The following is a 20,906-nucleotide window of genomic DNA, read 5'->3' on the forward strand; positions in this document are numbered from 1 at the left end:
ATGCACCTGCTGCGGACCCAGCCCGGCGGCTTTGTGCCGGATGACAGCATCGCCGACCTTGGCCAGACACCCGCCGAGCTGGTGATACTCTGCAGCGGCGATTCTCACCTGGCGTTGCTGGCCGACACGGCCGAGCAATTGCCCGCAGGCTTCCCCAGCCTGCGCCTGGCCAACCCGATGCAGGTGCAGAACCATGCCTCGGTCGACCTGTACGTTGACCAGGTGCTGCGCCATGCCAAGGTCATTCTGGTGTCGCTGCACGGTGGCGTCGGTTATTGGCGCTATGGCGTAGAACAACTGGTCGAACTGGCGGCCCGTGGCGTGCAGCTGATCCTGGTGCCGGGCGACGACCGCCCGGACCCGGAACTGACCAGCCTGGGCAACGTCACCGGCGCGCAGGCCGAACGCCTGTGGCACTACCTGCGCCAAGGCGGCAAGGCCAACGCCATCAACCTGTTCAACTGCCTGGCCAGCCAGTGGCTGGGCCGCGACTATGCCTGGGACGAGCCGCAGCCGTTGCCGCGCACGGCGGTGTACCACCCACAAAAGGGCAGCGCGGCGCTGGAAGACTGGTACCCGCAGTGGCACCCCGAACACCCGGTAGCGCCGCTGCTGTTCTACCGCTCGCACCTGCAAGCCGCCAACACCGCGTTCATCGACGTGTTCTGCCAGCGCCTGCAGGCGGCCGGTCTGAATCCATTGCCGATCGCCGTGGCCAGCCTGAAGGAAAGCGCCTGCCTGGAGCAGGTCGAAGCCTGGCTGGACGAGGTCGGCGCCGAGGTGCTGGTCAACACCACCGGTTTTGCCCTGTCCAGCCCCGAACGCCCCAACCTGCGCCCGTTCCGCCGTGATATCCCGGTGTTGCAGGCCATTTGCGCGCAGGACAACCAGCCCGGCTGGGAAGCCAGCGAACAGGGCCTGGGTGCGCGCGACCTGGCCATGCACATTGCCTTGCCCGAACTGGACGGGCGCATCATCACCCGGCCGGTCAGTTTCAAGGACATGGCCTGGCGCAGCGAGCGCAGCCAGTCGGACGTGGTGTGCTACCGCGCCCACCCCGAACGCATGGACTTCGTCGCCGAGCTGGCGCGCCGTTGGGTCGAGCTGGCGCGCCTGCCCAATGGGCAGAAGCGCGTGGCCCTGGTGCTGGCCAGCTACCCGACCCGGGATGGCCGTATTGGCAACGGCGTTGGCCTGGATACGCCCGCTGCGGCCCTGAACATACTCACGGCATTGCAGGCCGAAGGCTACCCGGTGGCCGACCTGCCGGGCAGTGGCACGCAGCTGATCCAGCAGTTGCTCGGTGGCGTGACCAACGACCTTGACCACCTCGACCAGCGCCCTTGCGCCCAGAGCTTGAGCCTGGCCGACTACCAGGCTGCGTTCGCGCGCCTGCCCGAAGCCAACCGCCAGGCGGTGCTGGAACGGTGGGGGCCACCCCAGCAGGACCCGATGTTCCGCAGTGGCCGGCTGATGGTCGCCGGCCTGCGGTTTGGCCTGACCTTTGTCGGCATCCAGCCGGCACGTGGCTACCAGGTGGACCCCAGCGCGGTCTACCACGACCCCGACCTGGTGCCGCCACATGGTTACCTGGCGTTTCACTTCTGGCTGCGCCATGCCTTCGCTGCCGACGCGGTGATACACGTTGGCAAGCACGGCAACCTCGAATGGCTACCAGGCAAGGGCGTAGGGCTGTCGGCGCAGTGCTGGCCGGACGCCTTGCTCGGCCCGCTGCCGAACATCTACCCGTTCATCGTCAACGACCCCGGTGAGGGCGCCCAGGCCAAGCGCCGTACCCAGGCGGTGATCATCGACCACCTCATGCCACCGCTGACCCGTGCCGAGACTTACGGGCCGTTGCGCCACCTGGAGCAACTGGCCGACGAGTTCTATGAAGCGCAACTGCTCGACCCTCGGCGGGCTCGCGAGTTGCAGCGCGACATCCTCGAACTGGTCAAGGCCAACCATATCGACCGCGAGCTGCAGCTGGAGGGGCAGTTGGACGATGCTGCCGTATGGCTGCCGCGCCTGGACACTTACCTGTGCGACCTCAAGGAGTCGCAGATCCGCGACGGCCTGCATGTGTTTGGCCAATCGCCTGCCGGGCGCCTGCGGCTGGATACGCTGCTGGCGTTGCTCAGGGTCGAGCGCGGCGACGGCCGAGGCGGCAATGCCAGCCTGCTACGCACCTTGGCCAAGGCGCTGGTACCCGGCTTCGACCCGCTGGATTGCGAACTCGGCCAGCCGTGGCAGGGCGACCGCCCCGAGCCGTTGCAAGCGGTAACCAGCGAGGCATGGCGCACCTGTGGCGATACACGGGAGCGCCTGGAGCTGTTGGCGCTACACCTGATCGAGCAGGCGCTGGCCGGCACTGCACAGCTACCTGACAGCGCCGCATGGCACCCCGTGCATGCGGTGCTGCAAGCCCTGTGCATGGACGTGGCGCCGGGCCTGGATGCCTGCGGCAGCGCAGAAATGCAGGGCTTGCTGGCGGCGCTGGCCGGGCGCTTCGTGCCGGCAGGGCCCAGTGGTGCGCCCAGCCGTGGCCGCCTCGATGTGCTGCCCACCGGCCGTAACTTCTATACCGTGGACGTGCGCAACCTGCCTACCACCACGGCCTGGCGCCTGGGCTTCGCCTCGGCCAACCTGATTCTTGAACGCCACCTGCAGGACCATGGCGACCACCTGCGCCAGTTGGGCCTTTCAGTGTGGGGTACCGCTACCATGCGTACCGGCGGCGACGACATCGCCCAGGCCATGGCGCTGATGGGCGTGCGGCCGGTGTGGGCCAGCGGTAGCCAACGGGTCGATGACTTCGAGATCTTGCCGCTGAGTTTGCTTGACCGCCCTCGGGTGGACGTGACCTTGCGCGTTTCCGGGTTCTTCCGCGATGCCTTCGGCAACCTGATCCGCCTGTTCGATGCCGCGGTGCAGGCGGTGGCGGCGCTGGACGAGCCCGACGACCTCAACCCCTTGGCTGCCCGTGTACGCTCCGAGCGCGCTGCGCTGCAGGCCCAGGGTGCAAGCGCCGAACAGGCCGCTCGGCAGGCTGGCTGGCGGGTGTTCGGGGCCAAACCCGGCGCCTACGGTGCCGGGGTGCAGAATGCCATCGACGGCCGCCTGTGGCACAGCCGCGAAGACCTGGCCGAGGTCTACCTCAACCATGGCGGCTATGCCTACGGCGGCAGCGATGACGGCACCCCGGCCCGCGCCCAGTTCGCCCAGCGCCTGGCCAAGGTCCAGGCGGTGTTGCAAAACCAGGACAACCACGAGCACGACCTGCTCGATTCCAACGACTACTACCAGTTCCAGGGTGGCATGCTGGCTACTTCAGAAACCCTGGGCGGGGCCGGCGTGGCCAGTTACCACGGTGACCACAGCCAGGTGGACCGGCCGCGCATCCGCACCTTGAAAGAAGAGCTGAACCGGGTGATCCGCGCCCGTGCGCTGAACCCCAAGTGGATCGATGGGGTCAAGCGACATGGCTACAAAGGCGCCTTCGAGATGGCGGCGACGGTGGACAACCTGTTCGCCTTCGACGCCACCACGCACCTGATCGACGACCATCATTACCAGGGGCTGGCCGACGCCTATGTGCTCGACCCGGCCACCCGCGACTTCATGCGCGAGCACAACCCCGAGGCCTTGCGTGACCTTACCGAGCGACTGCTTGAGGCCCAGCAACGTGGCCTGTGGCAAGCGCCTGGTGACTACCGCGAAGCGCTTGAGGAGCAACTGCTCGACGGCGAGGAACAGGCTTGACATGAGTGAACCCGTACAATTTCCGCTGGTGGCCGTGGTGGGTGCCGAGGACCTGAAGCTGGCCCTGTGCCTGACGGCCATCGACCCGAAAATCGGCGGCGTGCTGATCGAAGGCCCGCGCGGCATGGCCAAGAGCACCTTGGCCCGTGGCCTGGCCGACCTGCTGGGTGAGGGCCCGTTCGTGACCCTGCCGCTGGGTGCCAGTGAGGAACGGTTGGTCGGTACCCTGGACCTCGACGCCGCGCTTGGCCAGGGCAAGGCTCAGTTCTCCCCAGGGGTGCTGGCCCAGGCCGATGGCGGCGTGCTGTATGTGGATGAAGTCAACCTGCTGCCAGATACCCTGGTCGACCTGTTGCTTGACGTGGCCGCCAGCGGTACCAACCGCGTCGAGCGCGACGGCATCTCGCACCGCCACAGCGCCCGCTTCGTGCTGATCGGCACCATGAACCCGGAAGAAGGCGAACTGCGCCCGCAGTTGCTCGACCGGTTCGGCCTTAATGTGGCCCTGGAAGGTTTGCCCGAACCTGCGGCCCGGCAGCAGATCATCCGTCGGCGCCTGGCCTTCGACCATGACCCGCAGGCTTTTTGCGCGCAATGGGCGCAGGCGCAGGCGCAGTTGCGCGAGCGCTGCCAGGCGGCGCGCCATGTGCTGGCGGGCATTGCGCTGGACGACCAGGCACTGGCCTGGATCACCGAGCGCTGTTTTGCTGCTGGCGTGGATGGCTTGCGCGCCGACCTGGTCTGGCTGCGCGCGGCGCGCGCCCACTGTGCCTGGCGCGGTGGTGCAGCCATTGAAGAAACCGACGTGGAGGCCGTAGCCGAATTCGCCTTGCGCCATCGCCGCCGGGTGGCGCCACAGGCCAATCCGCCAGCCCCCCCGCAACAGGCCGAACAGCCGGCCGGCAGCAACCCTGGTGAACAAGGCGGGCAGGGCGATTGGGGTGCATTGCCCGCGCAGCCGGTGGCCAGTGGCGCCCGTCGCGAGGTGCCAAACTGGGCAAAAAAGCCCTGAGCCCCCCCCAGCCACACGCCATAGGGGGGGATGCCAAGGCGGGTGCAGGCAAGCAGCACGGTGCCAGCCGGGGGCGCGCACGCGACGCGGTGGCAGGTAGGGTCGCCTGGCTGCCGACCTTGCTCAAGGGGCGCCCACGCCAGCGCCAGGACCTGTGCTGGCAGCAACGCCGGGCCAGGCCTGCCGAACTGTGGCTGGTGATCGTCGATGCGTCGGCTTCAACCCGCCGCCACCAGGCCCTGGCGCAAACCAAGGGGGTGTTGGCAGCACTGTTCGATCAGGCTTATCGCCAGCGTGCTCGCCTGGCGCTGCTCACGGCCAGCGGGCGCATGCCGCAGTGGCAGCGCCATGGCCTCAAGGCGTCGGCGGCCTTGCAGCCATGGCTACAGGCGTTGGGGGCTGGCGGGGGCACGCCACTGTTCGCAGCCCTGGAGCAGGCCCGGCATTGGCTGCAGGCACGCCAGCGGGCACACCCGCAAGAAGTGCTGCGCTGCCTGGTGTTTACCGATGGGCGCGTGCAGCACAGCAACACGGTCCAACCCATGCCTTGTGCCACGCTGTTGGTCGACATGGAACTGGCGCCGGTACGGCTAGGGCGTGCCCAGCGCCTGGCCGAGCAATTGCAGGCGGATTATCAGCACTTGCACCACTTCAAGCTCGCGTATTGAACAGGAGCACTGCGGCACAATGTCGCAAGTGACAAAGTTGTCAGGCCTGCACGATGAAAGTTGCACAAGTGCGTGGCGCTGCACGCACTTGTTATAGGCGCCGGTATTATTTAGGCATCGACCACGGTTGCAGGTCGTAACCTTTTTCGCACAATTCGGCGCGCACTTCCTCGATCAGGCTGGCCCACTGCGCGGGGTCGGAGTAGATGCGCGAAGACACCTGCTTGGCGCCAATGCGGGTGTTGGTCCGGTCGATCACTGCCAGGCTGAGTTCACCAGTGCCATTGGGGGCATCCCAGGCTACGCACTGGAAGGGTTCGAAGGCGTGGTCGGCAATCAGCAGTGCTTCGTTGACACGGAGCGGGGCATTCATGGTTCGGTCTCTCTATGGTCCCAAACAGCGAAGTAAGTCCGCGTTGCTTAAAAGTCGCCTCAGGTGCGCGAAGTGCAGCGCGGGGTTATGTGTACTGATGCTCGCTGTGCGGTAGCAAGTCACACATTGCGAATAAATTTTTTGCCAGGGCAATCTTCGTTATTCCCTGCGCCGCCATGTGATGTCGTTAAAGTGCGAAAATTCCCGTGGGCGTTTGTAAAAAAATGCGTCGGCAGACGGACGGTACTGGGCAGTGTCAACTTCGTTGCTACTGTTAAACGGGCGCCACAACTTGCTGTTTTACTTTAAAAAAATCAAACAATGGCGCCAAGGATCGGTCATGCAACAGCCTGCCGCGCAACGCCGTTTGCTGATCGTCGACCCCTGCGACGATTGCCACCGCCTATTGCCGGGCCTGCGCAACGCCGGCTGGGATGTCGACAGCTGCATGCTCGCCGCCGCACTGGACCACCCCTGCGATGTGGGCCTGCTGCGCTTGCAGGCCGCGCACCTGCGGCACCCGGACGCGGTCAAGGACATGATCAAGCGCAGCAACACCGAGTGGATCGCCGTGCTGAGCGCCGACCAACTGCGCATGCCAGCCTTCGGTGACTTTGTCTGTGAGTGGTTTTTCGACTTCCACACCTTGCCGTTCGACGTCTCGCGGGTGCAGGTTACCCTGGGCCGGGCGTTCGGCATGGCGCGCCTGCGCGGCAAGGGTGCGGTCAAGGTCGATGACGCGAACGACGAATTGCTCGGTGACAGCCGGCCGATTCGCGAACTGCGCAAGCTGCTGGGCAAACTGGCGCCTACCGAATCACCTGTGCTCATCCGCGGTGAAAGCGGCACTGGCAAGGAGCTGGTGGCGCGCACGCTGCACCGCCAGTCGCAGCGCAGTGATCAGCCGTTCATCGCCATCAACTGTGGCGCCATCCCTGAGCATTTGATCCAGTCCGAATTGTTCGGCCACGAGAAAGGCGCTTTTACCGGGGCGCACCAGCGCAAGGTCGGGCGTATCGAAGCGGCCCACGGCGGCACCTTGTTCCTGGACGAAATTGGCGACTTGCCGCTGGAACTGCAGGCCAACCTGCTGCGCTTTTTGCAGGAAAAGCACATCGAGCGCGTAGGCGGCAGCCAGCCAATACCTGTGGATGTGCGGGTGCTGGCGGCGACCCACGTGGACCTGGAACGGGCCATTGAGCAGGGGCGTTTTCGCGAAGACCTGTATTACCGCCTGAACGTATTGCAGGTGGTGACAGCACCGCTGCGCGACCGGCACGGCGACTTGTCCATGCTGGCCAACCATTTTGCCCATTTCTACAGCCTGGAAACCGGGCGCCGGCCGCGCTCCTTCAGTGAACACGCCTTGGCAGCCATGGGCCACCATGACTGGCCGGGGAACGTTCGCGAGCTGGCCAACCGCGTACGCCGCGGGCTGGTGCTGGCCGAAGGGCGGCAGATCGAGGCGCAGGACCTGGGCTTGCAGTTGCACGACCAGGAGCAGCAGCCGTTAGGCACCCTGGAAGAATACAAGCACCGCGCCGAGCGCCAGGCCTTGTGCGATGTGCTCAACCGGCACAGTGACAACCTGAGCATGGCTGCCAAGGTGCTGGGTGTTTCGCGGCCGACGTTCTACCGCTTGTTGCACAAGCACCAGATACGCTGAGCGTTACACCACGGCACCTGGGCGAACATCACCCAGGGCCGAACCCCTCAATGCGGCCCGCGCGGGATGGTCTTGAGCAGGTCTTCGGGGCTGATGTGCCCAACCACTTGTGCGACCGCGCTGCCCGGTGTCGGCAGGTCGATGATATGGCTCTTCATCTTGCCGATCACATGCATCTCGCACGGCTTGCAGTCGAATTTCAGCGTCAGTACCTCGTCGCCCTGAATCAGCTGCATGGGCGCGACCTTGGTGCGTACGCCGGTGACACCCTTGGCCTGCTTGGGGCACAGGTTGAAGCTGAAACGCAGGCAGTGCTTGGTGATCATCACCGGCACCTCGCCGTGCTCTTCATGGGCCTCGTAGGCGGCGTCGATCAGTTGCACGCCATGGCGGTGGTAGAAGTCGCGAGCCTTCTGGTTGTACACGTTGGCCAGGAACGACAGGTGCGACTCGGGGTACACCGGCGGCGGCGTGGTCTCGGCCTTGCGCGCGCCGCGTGGGTGGGCCTGTACCCGCGCGGCGGTCAGTGCCTCGATGGCCTCGCGGCGCAGGGCCTTGAGCTGCGAGTTGGGGATGAAGTACGCCTGCGGGGCGTCCAGCTCGATACGGTCGGCGTGGTACATAGTGGTACCCAGCTGGCCGAGCAGGTCGTGCAGTTGCTCCAGTGCCTGCTGGGGCTTGTTGGCGACGCCGAACGGGCCCTCCAGGGCTACCTGCACACTGACCCCTTCCTCGCTGCTCAGGGTCAGCAGCAGGCGTTGCTCGCGCAGCACCGCGTGCCACTCCACGCCCACCCGGCGTTCGGAGGACGTGCGCTGCAGGGCCTGTTGCCAGTTGTGGTCCAGGTTGCGCGACAACGGGTGGTTGGGGCGCAGCTTGTGCAGCCCTTCGGGCATTTCATTGGGCTCGACGCGGTAGCGGTAGCGTGTTTGGCCGTCTTCTTCAAACTCGCCGCGGGGCTCGGCGATGTTGGCGCGAAAACCCAGCACTTCGCGTTTGACCAGCACATTCAGGCCGTCGCCGTTGGTCAACGGCACGTCGGTCACCACGTGCAGGTCGCGCTTGCCGACCTTTTCCACCACGCCCACCGGCAGGCCGGTGAAGGTTGGCGAGTCGAACGCGCCGATATCGACCTTGCGGTCGGTGACGAAGTAGTCGGTGCTGCCGCGGTGGAAGGTCTTGTCCGGGTCGGGCAGGAAGAAGTGCTCGGTGCGCCCGCTGGAAGCGCGGGCATAGTGCGGGCGGCCTTCCAGGATGGCGTCCAGTTCCTTGCGGTAGTGGGCCGTGATGTTCTTCACATAGCCCATGTCCTTGTAACGCCCTTCGATCTTGAACGAGCGCACGCCGGCATCGACCAGGTCGGCCAGGTTGGCGGTCTGGTTGTTGTCTTTCATCGACAGCAGGTGTTTCTCGAACGCGACCACGCGGCCCTGGTCGTCCTTGAGGGTATAGGGCAGGCGGCAGGCCTGCGAGCAGTCGCCACGGTTGGCGCTGCGCCCGGTTTGCGCGTGGGAGATGTTGCACTGGCCGGAAAATGCCACGCACAGTGCACCATGGATGAAGAACTCGATGGCCGCGTCGGTTTCGGCGGCGATGCTGCGGATTTGCTGCAAATTCAGCTCGCGGGCCAGCACCAGTTGCGAGAAACCGGCCTGGTCGAGGAATTTCGCCCGCTCCAGGGTGCGAATGTCGGTCTGGGTGCTGGCGTGCAGCTCGATTGGCGGGATGTCCAGCTCCATCACCCCCAGGTCCTGCACGATCAGTGCATCGACACCGGCGTCATGCAACTGGTGGATCAGCTTGCGCGCCGGCTCCAGCTCGTTGTCGTGGAGGATGGTGTTGATGGTGGTGAACACGCGCGCATGGTACCGATGGGCGAACTCGACCAGTTCGGCAATGTCGCTGACTTCGTTGCAGGCATTGTGGCGCGCGCCGAAGCTTGGGCCGCCGATGTAGATGGCATCAGCGCCGTGCAGGATCGCCTCACGGGCGATGGCCACGTCACGCGCAGGGCTGAGCAGTTCCAGCTGGTTCTTTGGAAGGGACATGTCGTTGTATTTTCGGGCTGTCACGGGTTAGGCGCGCATTGTAGCGGCGAAACGGGCTGGCGGCACCCTTGGGCTGCCCGAAGGTGTGCAGCCAGGGTGCGAGGGGGCGGCAACGACGGTCGGTCAGCGCTTGGCGGCCATCGCCGTCACTTCGACGCGCATCCCGTCGAAAGCCAGGGCGGCCACCCCAACGGCGGCACGTACCGGCCAGGGTTTGCTGAAGAAGCGCTGGTACACTTCGTTGAATGCCGCGCGGTCGGCCATGTCGGTCAGGTAGATGGTCAGGTGCAGCACGCGGTCCATGCCGCTGCCGGCTTTTTCCAGCGCCACTTTCAAGGCCTGCAGGGTGCACTCGCTTTGCGCGACGATGTCACCCAGCTCCAGGCTGCCGTCGGCACGGGTCGGGATCTGGGTGGTGACCAGCACGCCGTTGTACTCGGCGACGTCGGAAGAAATCGAGTCGGCGTCCGGGTCGGGGGTATAGATGATGTCTGCTTGAGCCATGGTGTGGTTTGCCTTGCAACGGAAGGAAACGGCAAGCCTACGCGAGCGCAACGCACCGGTCGAGCGCACCCCGGCGTTTGTAAAGCGCGGCGTTCACCGGCAGAATCGCGGCCGATTGCCAGACCAGAGGTTTACGTTGAACGAACAGACTTTGTCCCGGCGCCTGGAGCGCGTGGCTGCCTATGTGCCGCAGGGCGCGCGCCTGGCCGACATTGGCTCGGACCACGGCTTCCTGCCGGTGGCGTTGATGCTGCGCGGGGTGATCGAGGCCGGGGTGGCCGGTGAGGTGGCGCAGGTGCCGTTCGCCTCGGCCCAACGCACGGTGAGCCGCAACGGCCTGGAGGCCTCTGTGGCCGTGCGCCTGGCCGATGGCTTGGCAGCCATCGAGCCACAGGACCGTATCACGGTGGTCAGCCTGTGCGGCATGGGCGGCGACACCATGTGCGCCATCCTGCAGGCAGGCCCGCAGCGCCTGGCCGGCGTCACCCGCCTGGTACTGCAGCCCAACGGCGGTGAGCGCGAACTACGCCAGTGGCTGGCCGGCAATGGCTACCGGATCGTCCACGAGGAACTGCTGCGGGAAAACCGTTTCGACTACGAGATCATCGTTGCCGAGCCGGGCAGGGCGGTGTACACCGCTCAACAGCTGTACTTCGGGCCGTTGCTGATGCAGGAAAAAAGCGCGGCGTTCCTGGGTAAATGGCAGCGCATGCTGCGCCAGAAGCAGCACACCCTGGCCAATTTCCAGCGGGCACGGGGCGCAGTGCCGCAAGCGAAGATAGACGACTTCAACCAGCAGGTAGGCTGGATAACGCAGCTGCTGGCCTGAGTCACTGTTGCGGGCAGTTGCTCATCTCGCGGTAACTGATTTCGTGCTTCTGGTCATGGTGGTCGAGGTACACCATGTGAGCGGTGCCGATCTGGCAGTCGCCGACGTTGCTGGGCGGGGTGATGGAAATCACTTTGGCCACATCCAGGTGCATACCGTATGCATAGTTGCTACTGGCTGGCTGATCGTTGCCCGTGGCGGCGAGGGCTGCGCACGAAGCCAAGGCAGCGGAAATGGCGATTATAGCGAGGGAGGGTTTCATGGCTGGCTCCTTTTACAATGTATGACTAATGATGTATTCAAAGGCCTTACACAATAAATGGGCTAAGTCGTGATAGATTCCTGCCTTTAACGTAACAATAACACCCAGTAAGGAGCTCACTTTCATGGACATGCTGCATGCCATGCGTACCTTCGCCCGTGTGGTGGAATGCGGCAGCTTCGCGGCGGCCGCCAACGCCCTGGACATCTCTGCGGCACAGGTTTCGCGCATCGTGGCGGAGCTGGAAAACCAGTTGCAGACCCGCCTGTTGCACCGCACCACCCGGCGCTTGCGCATGAGCGAGGCCGGCGAGCGGTTTCTCGAGCGGGCGCGGCAGATCATGCTGCTGACCGAAGAAGCGGTGGGCGAGGCCCGTGGTGCGCACCTGACCCCGCGTGGGCGGTTACGCCTGCACTGTCCCCATGGCCTGGGGCTGTTGCTGATGCCGCTGGTGGCCGGCTACAACGCGTTGTGCCCGGAGGTGGTGATCGAGCTGACCCTGTCACAGCGCAACCCCGACCCGCTGGCCGAAGGGCATGATGTGGTGATTACCGTGGACGGCGCGTTGCCCGATTCGCAGCTGATCGCCGTGCCGCTGGGCAATATCTTCAGTATCCCCTGCGCGGCCCCGGCCTACCTGGAAGCCAATGGCGTACCGGAAAGCCCCGAAGACTTGCACGGCCATCGTTGCCTGCGCATGTCGTACCCCATGTACGAAGGTGACTGGGTGTTCCCGCAGGGGGTCGACCAGTGTGTGATCGTACCGAAGGACGGTTTCTCCACCAATGTTGCCGATGCCATGCTGGTGGCCAGCGAGTTGGGCATGGGCATAGGCCTGTTGCCGTTCTACACCGCCAGCCAGGCGATCGGGCAGGGACGGCTGTGCCGCCTGTTGGCGCCGTATCGGCTGCGCGAGAGTGCGCTGTATGCAATTTACCCGTCACGGCACTACCTGGATGCCAAGGTGCGTACCTGGATCGACTACCTCAAGGAGCAGTTGCCAGCGCTGTTCGAAAGGCACGCCGAGCTGGTGGACGACGCCCGCTACTGGCGCTAGGTGGGCAGAGCCTGGCGCCAGGGCTCGGTCGTCGACCTACTAAAGCGTGTAGTGCTTCAGCTCCCGCGCAATCAGCATGCGCTGGATTTCGCTCGAGCCTTCGTAGATCTGGGTGATCCGGGCATCGCGGTAGTAACGCTCTACCGGGTAGTCTTCTAGGTAGCCGTAGCCGCCATGTACCTGGATCGCCATCGAGCATACCCGTTCGGCCATTTCCGAGGCGAACAGCTTGGCCTGGGATGCCTCTGACAGGCACGGCCTGCCGGCGCTGCGCAGGCGCGCAGCATGCAAAATCAGCAGCCGCGCAGCGTTGACCTGCACCTGCATGTCGGCCAACAGGTTGGCGATGCTCTGGTGCTCGTTGATCGGCTTGCCGAATTGCACACGGTCCCGTGAATAACCCAGCGCTGCTTCGAACGCCGCACGGGCGATGCCCAGCGCTTGCGCGGCGATACCGATCCGGCCCCCTTCAAGGTTGGACAAGGCGATGGCCAGGCCCTTGCCGCGCTCACCCAGCAGGTTGGCGGCCGGTACACGGCAGTTGTCGAACGTGACCGCGCAGGTATCAGAGGCGCGGATGCCCATCTTGTGTTCGCTGCGGTCGACTTTGAAGCCCGGGTTGTCGGTAGGCACCAGAAAGGCCGACAGGCCCTTCTTGCCCAGGTCCGGGTCGGTTACCGCAAACACGATCGCCAGGCCGGCACGCCGGGCATTGCTGACGAACTGCTTGGCGCCATTGATTACCCATTGGCCGTCTACCAACTCTGCGCGGGTCCGCAGGTTATGCGCCTCGGAGCCGGCTTGCGGCTCGGTCAGGCAGAAGCAGCCGATCACTTCACCCGTGGCCAGGCGCGGCAGCCATTGCTGCTGTTGGTCGGCCGTGCCATACGCCAGCAGCGGGCCGCAACCTACGGAGTTGTGAATGCTCATCATCGCCCCGGTGGCGCCACAACCGGCGGAAATTTCCTCTACCGCCAGGGCATAGGCAACGTAGTCGGTGTAGCTGCCGCCAAAGGCTTCGGGCACGACCATGCCCAGCAGGCCCAGTTCGCCCATCTTGCGTACCACGTCGTCATCGATCCAGCCGGCCTTTTCCCAGGCCTGGGCGTACGGGGCGATTTCGCCACGGGCAAAATCGCGCGCCATGTCGCGGATCATGATCTGTTCTTCGCTCAGTTCCAGGTCTTGCATCGGTGTACTCCCGGGCTCACAGGCCTTCGAAGAATTGGTCGACCCGCTGGCGTTGCAGTGCAGCCAGGGTGGCTGGGTTCCAGCGCGGTTGCTTGTCCTTGTCGATGATCAGGGCGCGTACGCCTTCGATGATATCGCCATGCTGGAACCACTGGCGGTCCAGGTGCAGCTCCATGGCAAAGCACGCCTCCAGGTCCCGTTGGCGGCCCCGGCGCAGCATCTCCAGCGTAACGGCCATGGCCAGCGGTGAGCGGCTTTCCAGCTGATCGGCGGTGGCCGTGGCCCAGGCGTGGCTGTCGCCAATGCTGACCGTGCGCAATTGCTCGACGATGGCTGGCAGGTCGGGCAGGGCGAAGAAGTGGTCGATGACCGGGCGCAGCTTTTCCAGCGGGGCATCCTCCAGCACCTGGCTACCGAGCTTGGCCAGCAGGCCCTGCAGGTCCTTGAGCGGGTGGTCGCCGAAACTCAGCTGGTCCAGGCCTTGATCCAGGGCGGCGAGCTGGTCGCTGGCCAGGTACCAGTCGGCCAGGCCGCAATACAGCGCATCGGCGGCCTGCACCTGTGCGCCGCTCACACCCAGGTAGATGCCCAGCTCGCCAGGGAGGCGCGACAGAAAATAACTGCCGCCCACGTCGGGGAAATAGCCAATGCCGACTTCGGGCATACCCAGCCGGCTGCGCTCGGTCACCACACGCAGGTCACAGCCCTGAGCCAGGCCCATGCCACCGCCGAGGGTGAAGCCGTCCATCAGCACCAGCACCGGTTTGCGGTAACGGTGGATGGCCAGGTCGAGGGCATACTCCTCGACGAAAAAGGTCTCATGCAGCGTATCGCCGGCCTTGAAGCTGTCGTGCAGCGAACGGATATCGCCACCGGCGCAAAAACCCTTGGGGCCTGCACCGCGCAGCACCACCGCCCGTACGTGCGGGTCCCGGGCCCACTGTTCCAGGTGGTGGCGCAGGCTACGGACCATGTCCAGGGTAAGGGCATTGAGGCCGGCGGGGCGGTTCAGTGTCAGGTGGCCGACCTGGTTGCGGACCTCGGCCAATACATGGTCGGTGGCCGAGGTGTAAGCGTGCGCAGTCATTGCCTTCTCCCTGCTTTGTTATTGATTTTCCAAGTGAAGTCTGGATTTCGCTGGAGGATCTGGCGATCCTTGCATGCGAATTTGCCTTGTACAATCGACAAATCTGCAGGGGGAATCTGCATTTTTGCGTGCCTGGCAGTGTTGCCACTCTAGCAAGGTTTGAGGTTTACCGGATTGCCTTGGTGGATGGGCGCCGATGTTCTTGGTGTTTTGGTCCACCAGAATCACGATCATTAACCTTAGCGTAACGATCCACCGCCGAGCTTGATTGATGCCCGGCTGGCCCCCGCCCTAAGGTGGCCCCACGACAGCGAACCCGTGGAGTCACCATGACAACAACACAGAATCCACCGCCGCAATGGTCGCGACGGCGTGCCGAAAAGCAACGCCGCCTCGATCAGGTCCGCCACCTTGCCGACGGTGCGGTGCTGCCCAGCGAGCGTATCGTCGAAGCACTGGAGCTGTTGCTGGCCCCCGGCGACCGGGTGGTGCTGGAAGGCAACAACCAGAAGCAGGCCGACTTCCTCTCGCGTTCGCTGGCCAAGGTCGACCCTGGGCGCCTGCACGACCTGCACATGATCATGCCCAGCGTCAGCCGTGCAGAGCACCTGGACTTGTTCGAGCGCGGCATCGCCCGCAAGCTGGATTTTTCCTTCGCGGGGCCACAAAGCCTGCGCATTGGCCAGTTGCTTGAAGACGGCTTGCTCGAAGTCGGCGCGATCCACACTTATATCGAGCTGTACTCGCGGCTGCTGGTCGACCTGATCCCCAACGTGACCTTGGTGGCAGGCTTCATGGCCGACCGTGAGGGCAACCTGTACACCGGGCCCAGCACCGAAGACACCCCAGCGCTGGTGGAGCCGGCCGCGTTCAGCGACGGTATCGTCATCGCCCAGGTCAACCAGCTGGTCGACCGTGTCGATGACCTGCCGCGGGTCGATATCCCGGCATCATGGGTCGATTTCGTGGTGGTTGCCGACCAGCCTTTCTACATCGAACCGCTATTCACCCGCGACCCGCGTCATATCAAGCCGGTGCATGTGCTGATGGCGATGATGGCCATTCGCGGCATCTACGAAAAACACCAGGTGCAGTCGTTGAACCATGGCATCGGCTTCAATACCGCTGCCATCGAGCTGATCCTGCCCACCTACGGCGAGTCGCTGGGGCTCAAGGGCAAGATCTGCCGCAACTGGACCCTCAACCCGCACCCTACGCTGATCCCGGCTATCGAAAGCGGTTGGGTGCAAAGCGTGCATTGCTTTGGCACCGAGCTGGGCATGGAGGACTACATCGCCCAGCGGCCCGATGTGTTCTTCACCGGCCGTGACGGTTCACTGCGCTCCAACCGCATGATGTGCCAGCTGGCCGGGCAGTACGCCGTGGACCTGTTCATTGGCGCGACCCTGCAGGTAGACGGCGATGGCCATTCGTCGACAGTGACCCGCGGCCGCCTGGCCGGCTTTGGCGGGGCGCCGAACATGGGCCACGACCCCCGGGGCCGGCGCCATGCAACGCCGGCCTGGCTCGACATGACCGTGCCGCAAACCCTGCTGGAGCGCGGCCGCAAGCTGGTGGTGCAGATGGTCGAAACCTACCAGGAAGGCGGCAAACCGACCTTCGTGGAAACCCTGGATGCGGTGGCCGTGGCGAAAAAGGCCGGCATGCCGCTGGCCCCGGTGATGATCTACGGTGACGACGTTACCCACCTGTTGACCGAAGAGGGCATTGCCTACCTGTACAAGGCCCGCAGCCTGGAAGAGCGCCAGCAGATGATTGCCGCTGTGGCCGGGGTTACCGCCATCGGCCTGCGGCATGACCCGAAAGACACTGCGCGCCTGCGCCAGCAAGGCCTGGTCGCATTGCCCGAAGACCTGGGCATCCGCCGCACCGACGCCAGCCGCGAGCTGCTGGCAGCGCGCAGCGTTGCCGACCTGGTTGAATGGTCCGGCGGCCTGTACAACCCGCCGGCACGGTTCAGGAGCTGGTGATGAAAGCACGCGACTTGCGCCTTGAACCTGTTACGGTCCCTGTGGGCGCGGGTTTACCCGCGAACAGGCCAGCCCACACAACCCGGATTCAACTGCCAGACCACTTGGCCGACCTGGCCGTGGAAGCCCTGATCGACGAAGCCGAGCTGTCCCCCAAACCCGGCCTGGTCGACCGCCGCAGCAACGGCGCTCACACCGACATGACCCTGGCCCTGATGCACGCCTCGGCCCTGGCCCTGTGGCCCTGCCTGCGCAACATGGCCGCAGCCGCGCAAACCATTGGCACCATCGGCCAACCCCTGCGCGCCAGCTTGGGCCAGCTCGGCCGTGAAGGCGAAGCCGCGATGCTGGCCGCGACCCATGGGGTCAACACCCACCGCGGCGCTATCTGGGCCCTGGGCCTGCTGGTCGCCGCCAAGGCCCTCGACCCCGATGCCAGCGCCAGCACGGTGGCCGCGCGGGCCGGGCGCATCGCCCTGTTCGACGATCCGGCCATGCCGCAGCAGCACAGCCACGGCCTGCAGGTGCGCCAGCGCTATGGCCGCAGCGGTGCCCGCGAACAGGCGCAACAAGGCTTCCCTGCGGTTATCGGCCACGGCTTGCCACACCTGCAACGCAGCCGTGCCAGCGGTGCCAGTGAGGCCAACGCCCGGCTCGATGCCTTGCTCGCCATCATGGCCGTGCTCAGCGATACCTGTGTGCTATGGCGCAGCGGCCCTGCCGGGCTGGCCGCCGTGCAGCAGGGCGCCCGCGCGGTACTGGATGCCGGGGGCAGTGCCACCCTGGCCGGGCGCCGCCACCTGCGTGCGCTGGACCAGCAACTGCTGCAACTGAACGCCTCACCGGGCGGCGCCGCCGATCTACTGGCCGCCTGCCTGTTCCTCGACAAAGCCGGGAGCCTGTGACATGGAAACCCTGACCTTCGATTTCCCCGCCGCCGAACCGGGGCGTGGCCGCACGCTGGTGGGCTGTGTCAGCTCCGGCGACCTTGAAGTACTGATCGAACCCGGCACCGCCGGCCACCTGCAGATCCAGGTGGTGACTTCGGTCGATGGCAGCGCCGCGCGCTGGGCGCAACTGTTCCAGCGCCTGTTCGAGGGCCGCGCCTGGCCGGCCGTGAACATCGACATTCATGACTTCGGCGCCACCCCGGGGGTGGTCCGCCTGCGCCTGGAACAAGGCTTCGAGGAGATCGCCCATGACTGACACCGCACGCTTGCTGCGCAGCCGCAGCTTCGTAGAACTGGGTGCCCGGCAGCGCGCCCGCGCCGTGCTCGACCCGGGCAGTTTCCGCGAGCTGCTCGGCCCCTTCGACCGGCTGATGTCGCCTTGGCTGCCCTTGCAGGGCATCGTGCCGCAGGCTGACGACGGCGTGGTCATCGCCAAAGGCACGCTGAACGGGCGCAATGCGGTGGTCGCCGCTATCGAGGGCGGCTTCCAGGGCGGCAGCATGGGCGAGGTGGGCGGCGCCAAGATTGCCGGGGCGTTGGAGCTGGCCATCGAAGACAACCGCAATGGCATCCCCACGTGTGCAGTGCTGCTGCTGGAAACCGGCGGTGTGCGGTTGCAGGAAGCCAACCTTGGCCTGGCAGCGATTGCCGAAATCCAGGCGGCGATTGTCGAACTGCGGGCCTGGCAGCCGGTAATCGGGCTGATTGCAGGTTCCGTCGGGTGCTTCGGCGGCATGTCAATCGCCGCTGGCTTGTGCAGCCATTTACTGGTCACCCGCGAGGCCCGCCTGGGCCTCAACGGGCCTCAGGTCATCGAACAGGAAGCCGGCATTGCCGAGTATGACGCCAAGGACCGGCCGTTCATCTGGAGCCTGAGCGGCGGCGAACAGCGCCATGCCAGCGGGCTGGTCGATGGCTATGTGGCCGATGACATCCAGGCGCTGCGCGACTGCCTGCTGCAACTGCTCGACTCGCCTGGCGCTGACCGCGCCCGGCAACACGCCTGGTACCTCGAGCGCCTGGCCCGGCTGGGCGCCGAGTGCCCGCAACTGGACGCTGCCGCTGTGCGTGCCCTTTACCAAGGAGAAGCCCAATGAACCGTGCCATGAACTGGTTGCCGGGCCTGGCGGGCGGCCAACCCTTGCCGGGCTACCCGGCGTCGTTGCAGGTTATCGATGGCGAACTGGACAACCGCCTGGCGCGCTTTATCGCCGTGGTCCCCGACCCCGCCAATCCGTTCCCCCGCGCCCGCGGGGGCGAAGTCGGCCTGCTGGAGGGTTGGGGCCTGGCCAAGGCCGTGAGCGACGCGGTCGACGCTGACAGCCAGGGGCACAAGCGCGCAATTGTCGCGGTAATCGATGTGCCCAGCCAGGCCTACGGTCGCCGTGAGGAGGCCTTGGGTATCCATCAGGCCTTGGCTGGCGCGGTGCAGGCTTACGCCCAGGCCCGGCTGGCCGGTCACCCGGTAATCGGGCTGCTGGTCGGCAAGGCCATGTCTGGCGCTTTTCTTGCCCACGGCTACCAGGCCCAGCGCCTGATCGCCCTGGACGATGCCGGGGTAATGGTGCATGCCATGGGCAAGGCGGCAGCCGCGCGGATTACCCTGCGCAGTGTCGAGCAACTGGAAGCGTTGGCCGCCGAGGTGCCGCCCATGGCCTATGACCTGGCCAGCTATGCGTCACTGGGCCTGCTGTGGCGTCGGTTGACGGTGGCCAACGCCCAAGCGCCTGGCAGCGCCGACATTGCCCGGGTGCGTGCCTGCCTTGCCGACGCGGTCCGGGATATTGGCAGCTCGACCGACCTGTCGTCGCGGCTGGCGGGCGAACACCGCAGTGCCTCGCGGCAAGTGCGTGAGCAACTGCGCCGCCAATGGCAGGGTGCCTGAGGTGAACGCGCCACGCCCCCATGACCTGCTGTGGGGCATGCCCACTTCGGCCCTGCCGGCCGACGCGCCGCTGTGGGCACGGGAAGTGTTGGCCGGCGGCCAGCCGGTGGTCGTGCGCCGCGCGGTGTGTGACGCCGGCTGGGTCGCCGTGGGCGTGCGTGGCCAAGGGCGGGCGCAGCGCCTGGCAGCGTTGATGCGGGTTGGCGACATTCAACGCCAGCAGGCCCCCGAAGCCTTGCAGCGGCCAACACAGCGCGCCTGGCCAGCATTGCAGGCCCTGGCCTGGGTAGCGCCAATGCTCGATGCCTGCGGCCTGGCCTGGGGGCCGACAGGTGGCGTGGGTTACCAGATTGCAACGGGTATCGACGTGCTGCACGCCGACAGCGACCTGGACCTACTGGTACGCACGCCGCAACCGCTGGCGCGTATACAGGCCCGCACGCTGTTGGCGATGCTGGCCGCCGCGCCATGCCGTATCGATGCGCAGTTGGAAACCCCGGGCGGGGCTGTGGCGTTGCGCGAGTGGGCCGGTTTCGCCCAGCGCGTGTTGCTCAAGTCGCCCGTGGGGCCATGCCTGTGCGAAGACCCGTGGGCTGTACGGGAGCGTGCCGCATGAGCACTCTGTTCGCGTTCCCGGGCCAGGGTGCCCAGCAGGTCGGCATGTTGCAGCGCCTGCCCGAAGGCAGCGGGCCGGTGCTGGAAGAGGCCAGCGATGCCCTTGGCCAGAACGCACTGGCGTTGGACAGCGAGCACGCCCTGCAGTCGACCCGCGCCGTGCAGCTGTGCCTGCTGCTCAGTGGCGTGGCCTGGGCGCGCTGGTTGATGCAGCGCAGCCCAGGGCCGGATTGCGTGGCGGGCTTGTCGGTCGGCGCCTATCCGGCGGCAGTGGTGGCCGGTGCTTTGGGCTTTGCCGACGCTGTGCGCCTGGTTGCCCTGCGCGGCGAACTGATGCAACGGGCCTATCCGCGCGGCTATGGCATGACTGCGCTCAGTGGCCTGGAGCTGGCCAGTGTCGAGCGCTTGCTGGGAGAGGTGGGCGGCGAGGTGTATGTCGCCAACCTCAACAGCGAGCAACAGATCGTTATTGCCGGCAGCGAAACGGCGATGGCGGCGGTGGCGGCCCGCGCGCGCAGCCTGGGCAGGGGCATCGCGCGCCGGCTGGCAGTCAGCGTGCCATCGCATTGCCCGTTGCTGGCTGGCCCGGCAGCAGAGCTGGCTGCGGCCTTCGCTGCGGTCGAACTGCAGCGGCCACGTATCACTTACCTCAGTGGCAGCAGCGCACGGGTGATAGTCGACCCGCAGCGCCTGCGCGACGATCTGGCCGGCAACATGGCGCGCCGGGTGGACTGGCGGGCAGCGTTGCGCAATGCCTATGAACGCGGCGTGCGCCTGCACCTGGAAATGCCGCCTGGCAGCACGCTCAGCGGCCTGGCCCGGCCGGTGTTCGAACAGGGCAGGGTGCTGGCGGTGGAAGGCACCCGATGGGACAGCCTGGATGCGCTGCTGCGCCAGGAGGTGGCGGACCGGCGATGACGGCGGGCAGCGCGCCGGCTGGCACGGGCTACGCCCGTTAATGAAGCCGGTGCGGCGCTTGCGGGTTTACCGATGGCGAAGAACAACA

Annotated in this window: 19 protein-coding genes; 13 read left to right on the top strand and 6 right to left on the bottom strand. The window is 65.8% G+C overall.

Annotation, left to right across the window (positions count from 1 at the left end; genetic code table 11):
- From cobN to FPB55_RS10875, 3 genes are all read left to right on the top strand, one after another.
- Complete coding sequence (cobN, locus tag FPB55_RS10865; protein ID WP_144188140.1) at positions 1 to 3,762, top strand: cobaltochelatase subunit CobN; 3,762 nt, start codon at positions 1 to 3, stop codon at positions 3,760 to 3,762.
- A 1-nt stretch (position 3,763) separates the two neighbouring features.
- Positions 3,764 to 4,774 (top strand): AAA family ATPase, encoded by a 1,011-nt coding sequence (locus FPB55_RS10870; protein WP_009686701.1) that lies wholly within the window; start codon positions 3,764 to 3,766, stop codon positions 4,772 to 4,774.
- Between the two features lie 89 nt (positions 4,775 to 4,863).
- Positions 4,864 to 5,442: a VWA domain-containing protein gene (locus tag FPB55_RS10875; RefSeq protein WP_054913473.1), complete on the top strand. Its 579-nt coding sequence runs from the start codon at positions 4,864 to 4,866 to the stop codon at positions 5,440 to 5,442.
- A gap of 106 nt (positions 5,443 to 5,548) precedes the next feature.
- On the opposite strand, the gene FPB55_RS10880 is transcribed toward FPB55_RS10875, so the two are convergent.
- Positions 5,549 to 5,815: a hypothetical protein gene (locus FPB55_RS10880; protein ID WP_009686703.1), complete on the bottom strand. Its 267-nt coding sequence runs from the start codon at positions 5,813 to 5,815 to the stop codon at positions 5,549 to 5,551.
- Positions 5,816 to 6,155: 340 nt separating this feature from the next.
- Between FPB55_RS10880 and FPB55_RS10885 the strand changes: the two genes are divergently transcribed.
- A complete protein-coding gene (locus FPB55_RS10885; protein WP_009686704.1) occupies positions 6,156 to 7,481 on the top strand; it encodes a sigma-54 dependent transcriptional regulator in 1,326 nt (441 codons plus the stop codon).
- 47 nt (positions 7,482 to 7,528) lie between these two features.
- On the opposite strand, the gene FPB55_RS10890 is transcribed toward FPB55_RS10885, so the two are convergent.
- Both FPB55_RS10890 and FPB55_RS10895 read right to left on the bottom strand, forming a co-directional pair.
- On the bottom strand, positions 7,529 to 9,529 hold the full coding sequence (locus FPB55_RS10890) for a U32 family peptidase (protein ID WP_029887226.1): 2,001 nt from the start codon (positions 9,527 to 9,529) through the stop codon (positions 7,529 to 7,531).
- Between the two features lie 123 nt (positions 9,530 to 9,652).
- Positions 9,653 to 10,033 carry a RidA family protein gene (locus tag FPB55_RS10895; RefSeq protein ID WP_115294026.1) on the bottom strand — a complete coding sequence of 127 codons (381 nt, stop codon included), beginning with the start codon at positions 10,031 to 10,033 and terminating at the stop codon, positions 9,653 to 9,655.
- A gap of 136 nt (positions 10,034 to 10,169) precedes the next feature.
- On the opposite strand from FPB55_RS10895, the gene FPB55_RS10900 reads away from it, so the two are divergent.
- A complete protein-coding gene (locus FPB55_RS10900; RefSeq protein ID WP_054904768.1) occupies positions 10,170 to 10,862 on the top strand; it encodes a tRNA (adenine(22)-N(1))-methyltransferase TrmK in 693 nt (230 codons plus the stop codon).
- Between the two features lies 1 nt (position 10,863).
- On the opposite strand, the gene FPB55_RS10905 is transcribed toward FPB55_RS10900, so the two are convergent.
- Positions 10,864 to 11,124 (bottom strand): DUF2790 domain-containing protein, encoded by a 261-nt coding sequence (locus FPB55_RS10905; RefSeq protein WP_009686708.1) that lies wholly within the window; start codon positions 11,122 to 11,124, stop codon positions 10,864 to 10,866.
- 124 nt (positions 11,125 to 11,248) lie between these two features.
- Here FPB55_RS10905 and FPB55_RS10910 point away from each other — a divergent pair, with 124 nt between their 5' ends.
- Entirely contained in the window at positions 11,249 to 12,181 is a 933-nt protein-coding gene (locus tag FPB55_RS10910) for a LysR family transcriptional regulator (protein WP_009686710.1), read from the top strand.
- Positions 12,182 to 12,220: 39 nt separating this feature from the next.
- Here the strand turns inward: FPB55_RS10910 and FPB55_RS10915 are convergent, their stop codons facing one another.
- On the bottom strand, positions 12,221 to 13,372 hold the full coding sequence (locus tag FPB55_RS10915) for an acyl-CoA dehydrogenase family protein (RefSeq protein WP_115294028.1): 1,152 nt from the start codon (positions 13,370 to 13,372) through the stop codon (positions 12,221 to 12,223).
- 16 nt (positions 13,373 to 13,388) lie between these two features.
- Entirely contained in the window at positions 13,389 to 14,459 is a 1,071-nt protein-coding gene (locus FPB55_RS10920) for an enoyl-CoA hydratase/isomerase family protein (protein WP_115294029.1), read from the bottom strand.
- 329 nt (positions 14,460 to 14,788) lie between these two features.
- Here FPB55_RS10920 and mdcA point away from each other — a divergent pair, with 329 nt between their 5' ends.
- Genes mdcA through mdcH form a run of 7 tightly spaced genes read left to right on the top strand, consistent with a single transcriptional unit; the run spans position 14,789 to position 20,818 of the window.
- Positions 14,789 to 16,450: a malonate decarboxylase subunit alpha gene (gene mdcA / locus FPB55_RS10925; RefSeq protein ID WP_125854801.1), complete on the top strand. Its 1,662-nt coding sequence runs from the start codon at positions 14,789 to 14,791 to the stop codon at positions 16,448 to 16,450.
- Positions 16,450 to 17,355 carry a triphosphoribosyl-dephospho-CoA synthase gene (locus tag FPB55_RS10930; protein ID WP_144188142.1) on the top strand — a complete coding sequence of 302 codons (906 nt, stop codon included), beginning with the start codon at positions 16,450 to 16,452 and terminating at the stop codon, positions 17,353 to 17,355. Before mdcA ends, FPB55_RS10930 begins: the two co-directional genes overlap by 1 nt.
- 1 nt (position 17,356) lies before the next feature.
- On the top strand, positions 17,357 to 17,656 hold the full coding sequence (locus FPB55_RS10935) for a malonate decarboxylase subunit delta (RefSeq protein ID WP_009686716.1): 300 nt from the start codon (positions 17,357 to 17,359) through the stop codon (positions 17,654 to 17,656).
- Positions 17,649 to 18,497, top strand: a complete 849-nt coding sequence (locus FPB55_RS10940; RefSeq protein ID WP_064314480.1) for a biotin-independent malonate decarboxylase subunit beta — start codon at positions 17,649 to 17,651, stop codon at positions 18,495 to 18,497. Before FPB55_RS10935 ends, FPB55_RS10940 begins: the two co-directional genes overlap by 8 nt.
- The gene (mdcE, locus tag FPB55_RS10945; protein ID WP_125854803.1) at positions 18,494 to 19,285 is read left to right on the top strand and encodes a biotin-independent malonate decarboxylase subunit gamma; all 792 of its coding nucleotides are present in this window, start codon (positions 18,494 to 18,496) and stop codon (positions 19,283 to 19,285) included. The genes FPB55_RS10940 and mdcE overlap by 4 nt, the downstream gene beginning before the upstream one ends.
- Position 19,286: 1 nt before the next feature.
- A complete protein-coding gene (locus FPB55_RS10950) occupies positions 19,287 to 19,901 on the top strand; it encodes a malonate decarboxylase holo-ACP synthase (protein WP_125854804.1) in 615 nt (204 codons plus the stop codon).
- Positions 19,898 to 20,818: a malonate decarboxylase subunit epsilon gene (gene mdcH / locus FPB55_RS10955; RefSeq protein ID WP_115294034.1), complete on the top strand. Its 921-nt coding sequence runs from the start codon at positions 19,898 to 19,900 to the stop codon at positions 20,816 to 20,818. Before FPB55_RS10950 ends, mdcH begins: the two co-directional genes overlap by 4 nt.
- Positions 20,819 to 20,906 lie beyond the last annotated feature (88 nt).

The sequence above is a fragment of the Pseudomonas sp. BJP69 genome, assembly GCF_007633355.1.
GTDB lineage: Bacteria > Pseudomonadota > Gammaproteobacteria > Pseudomonadales > Pseudomonadaceae > Aquipseudomonas > Aquipseudomonas juntendi.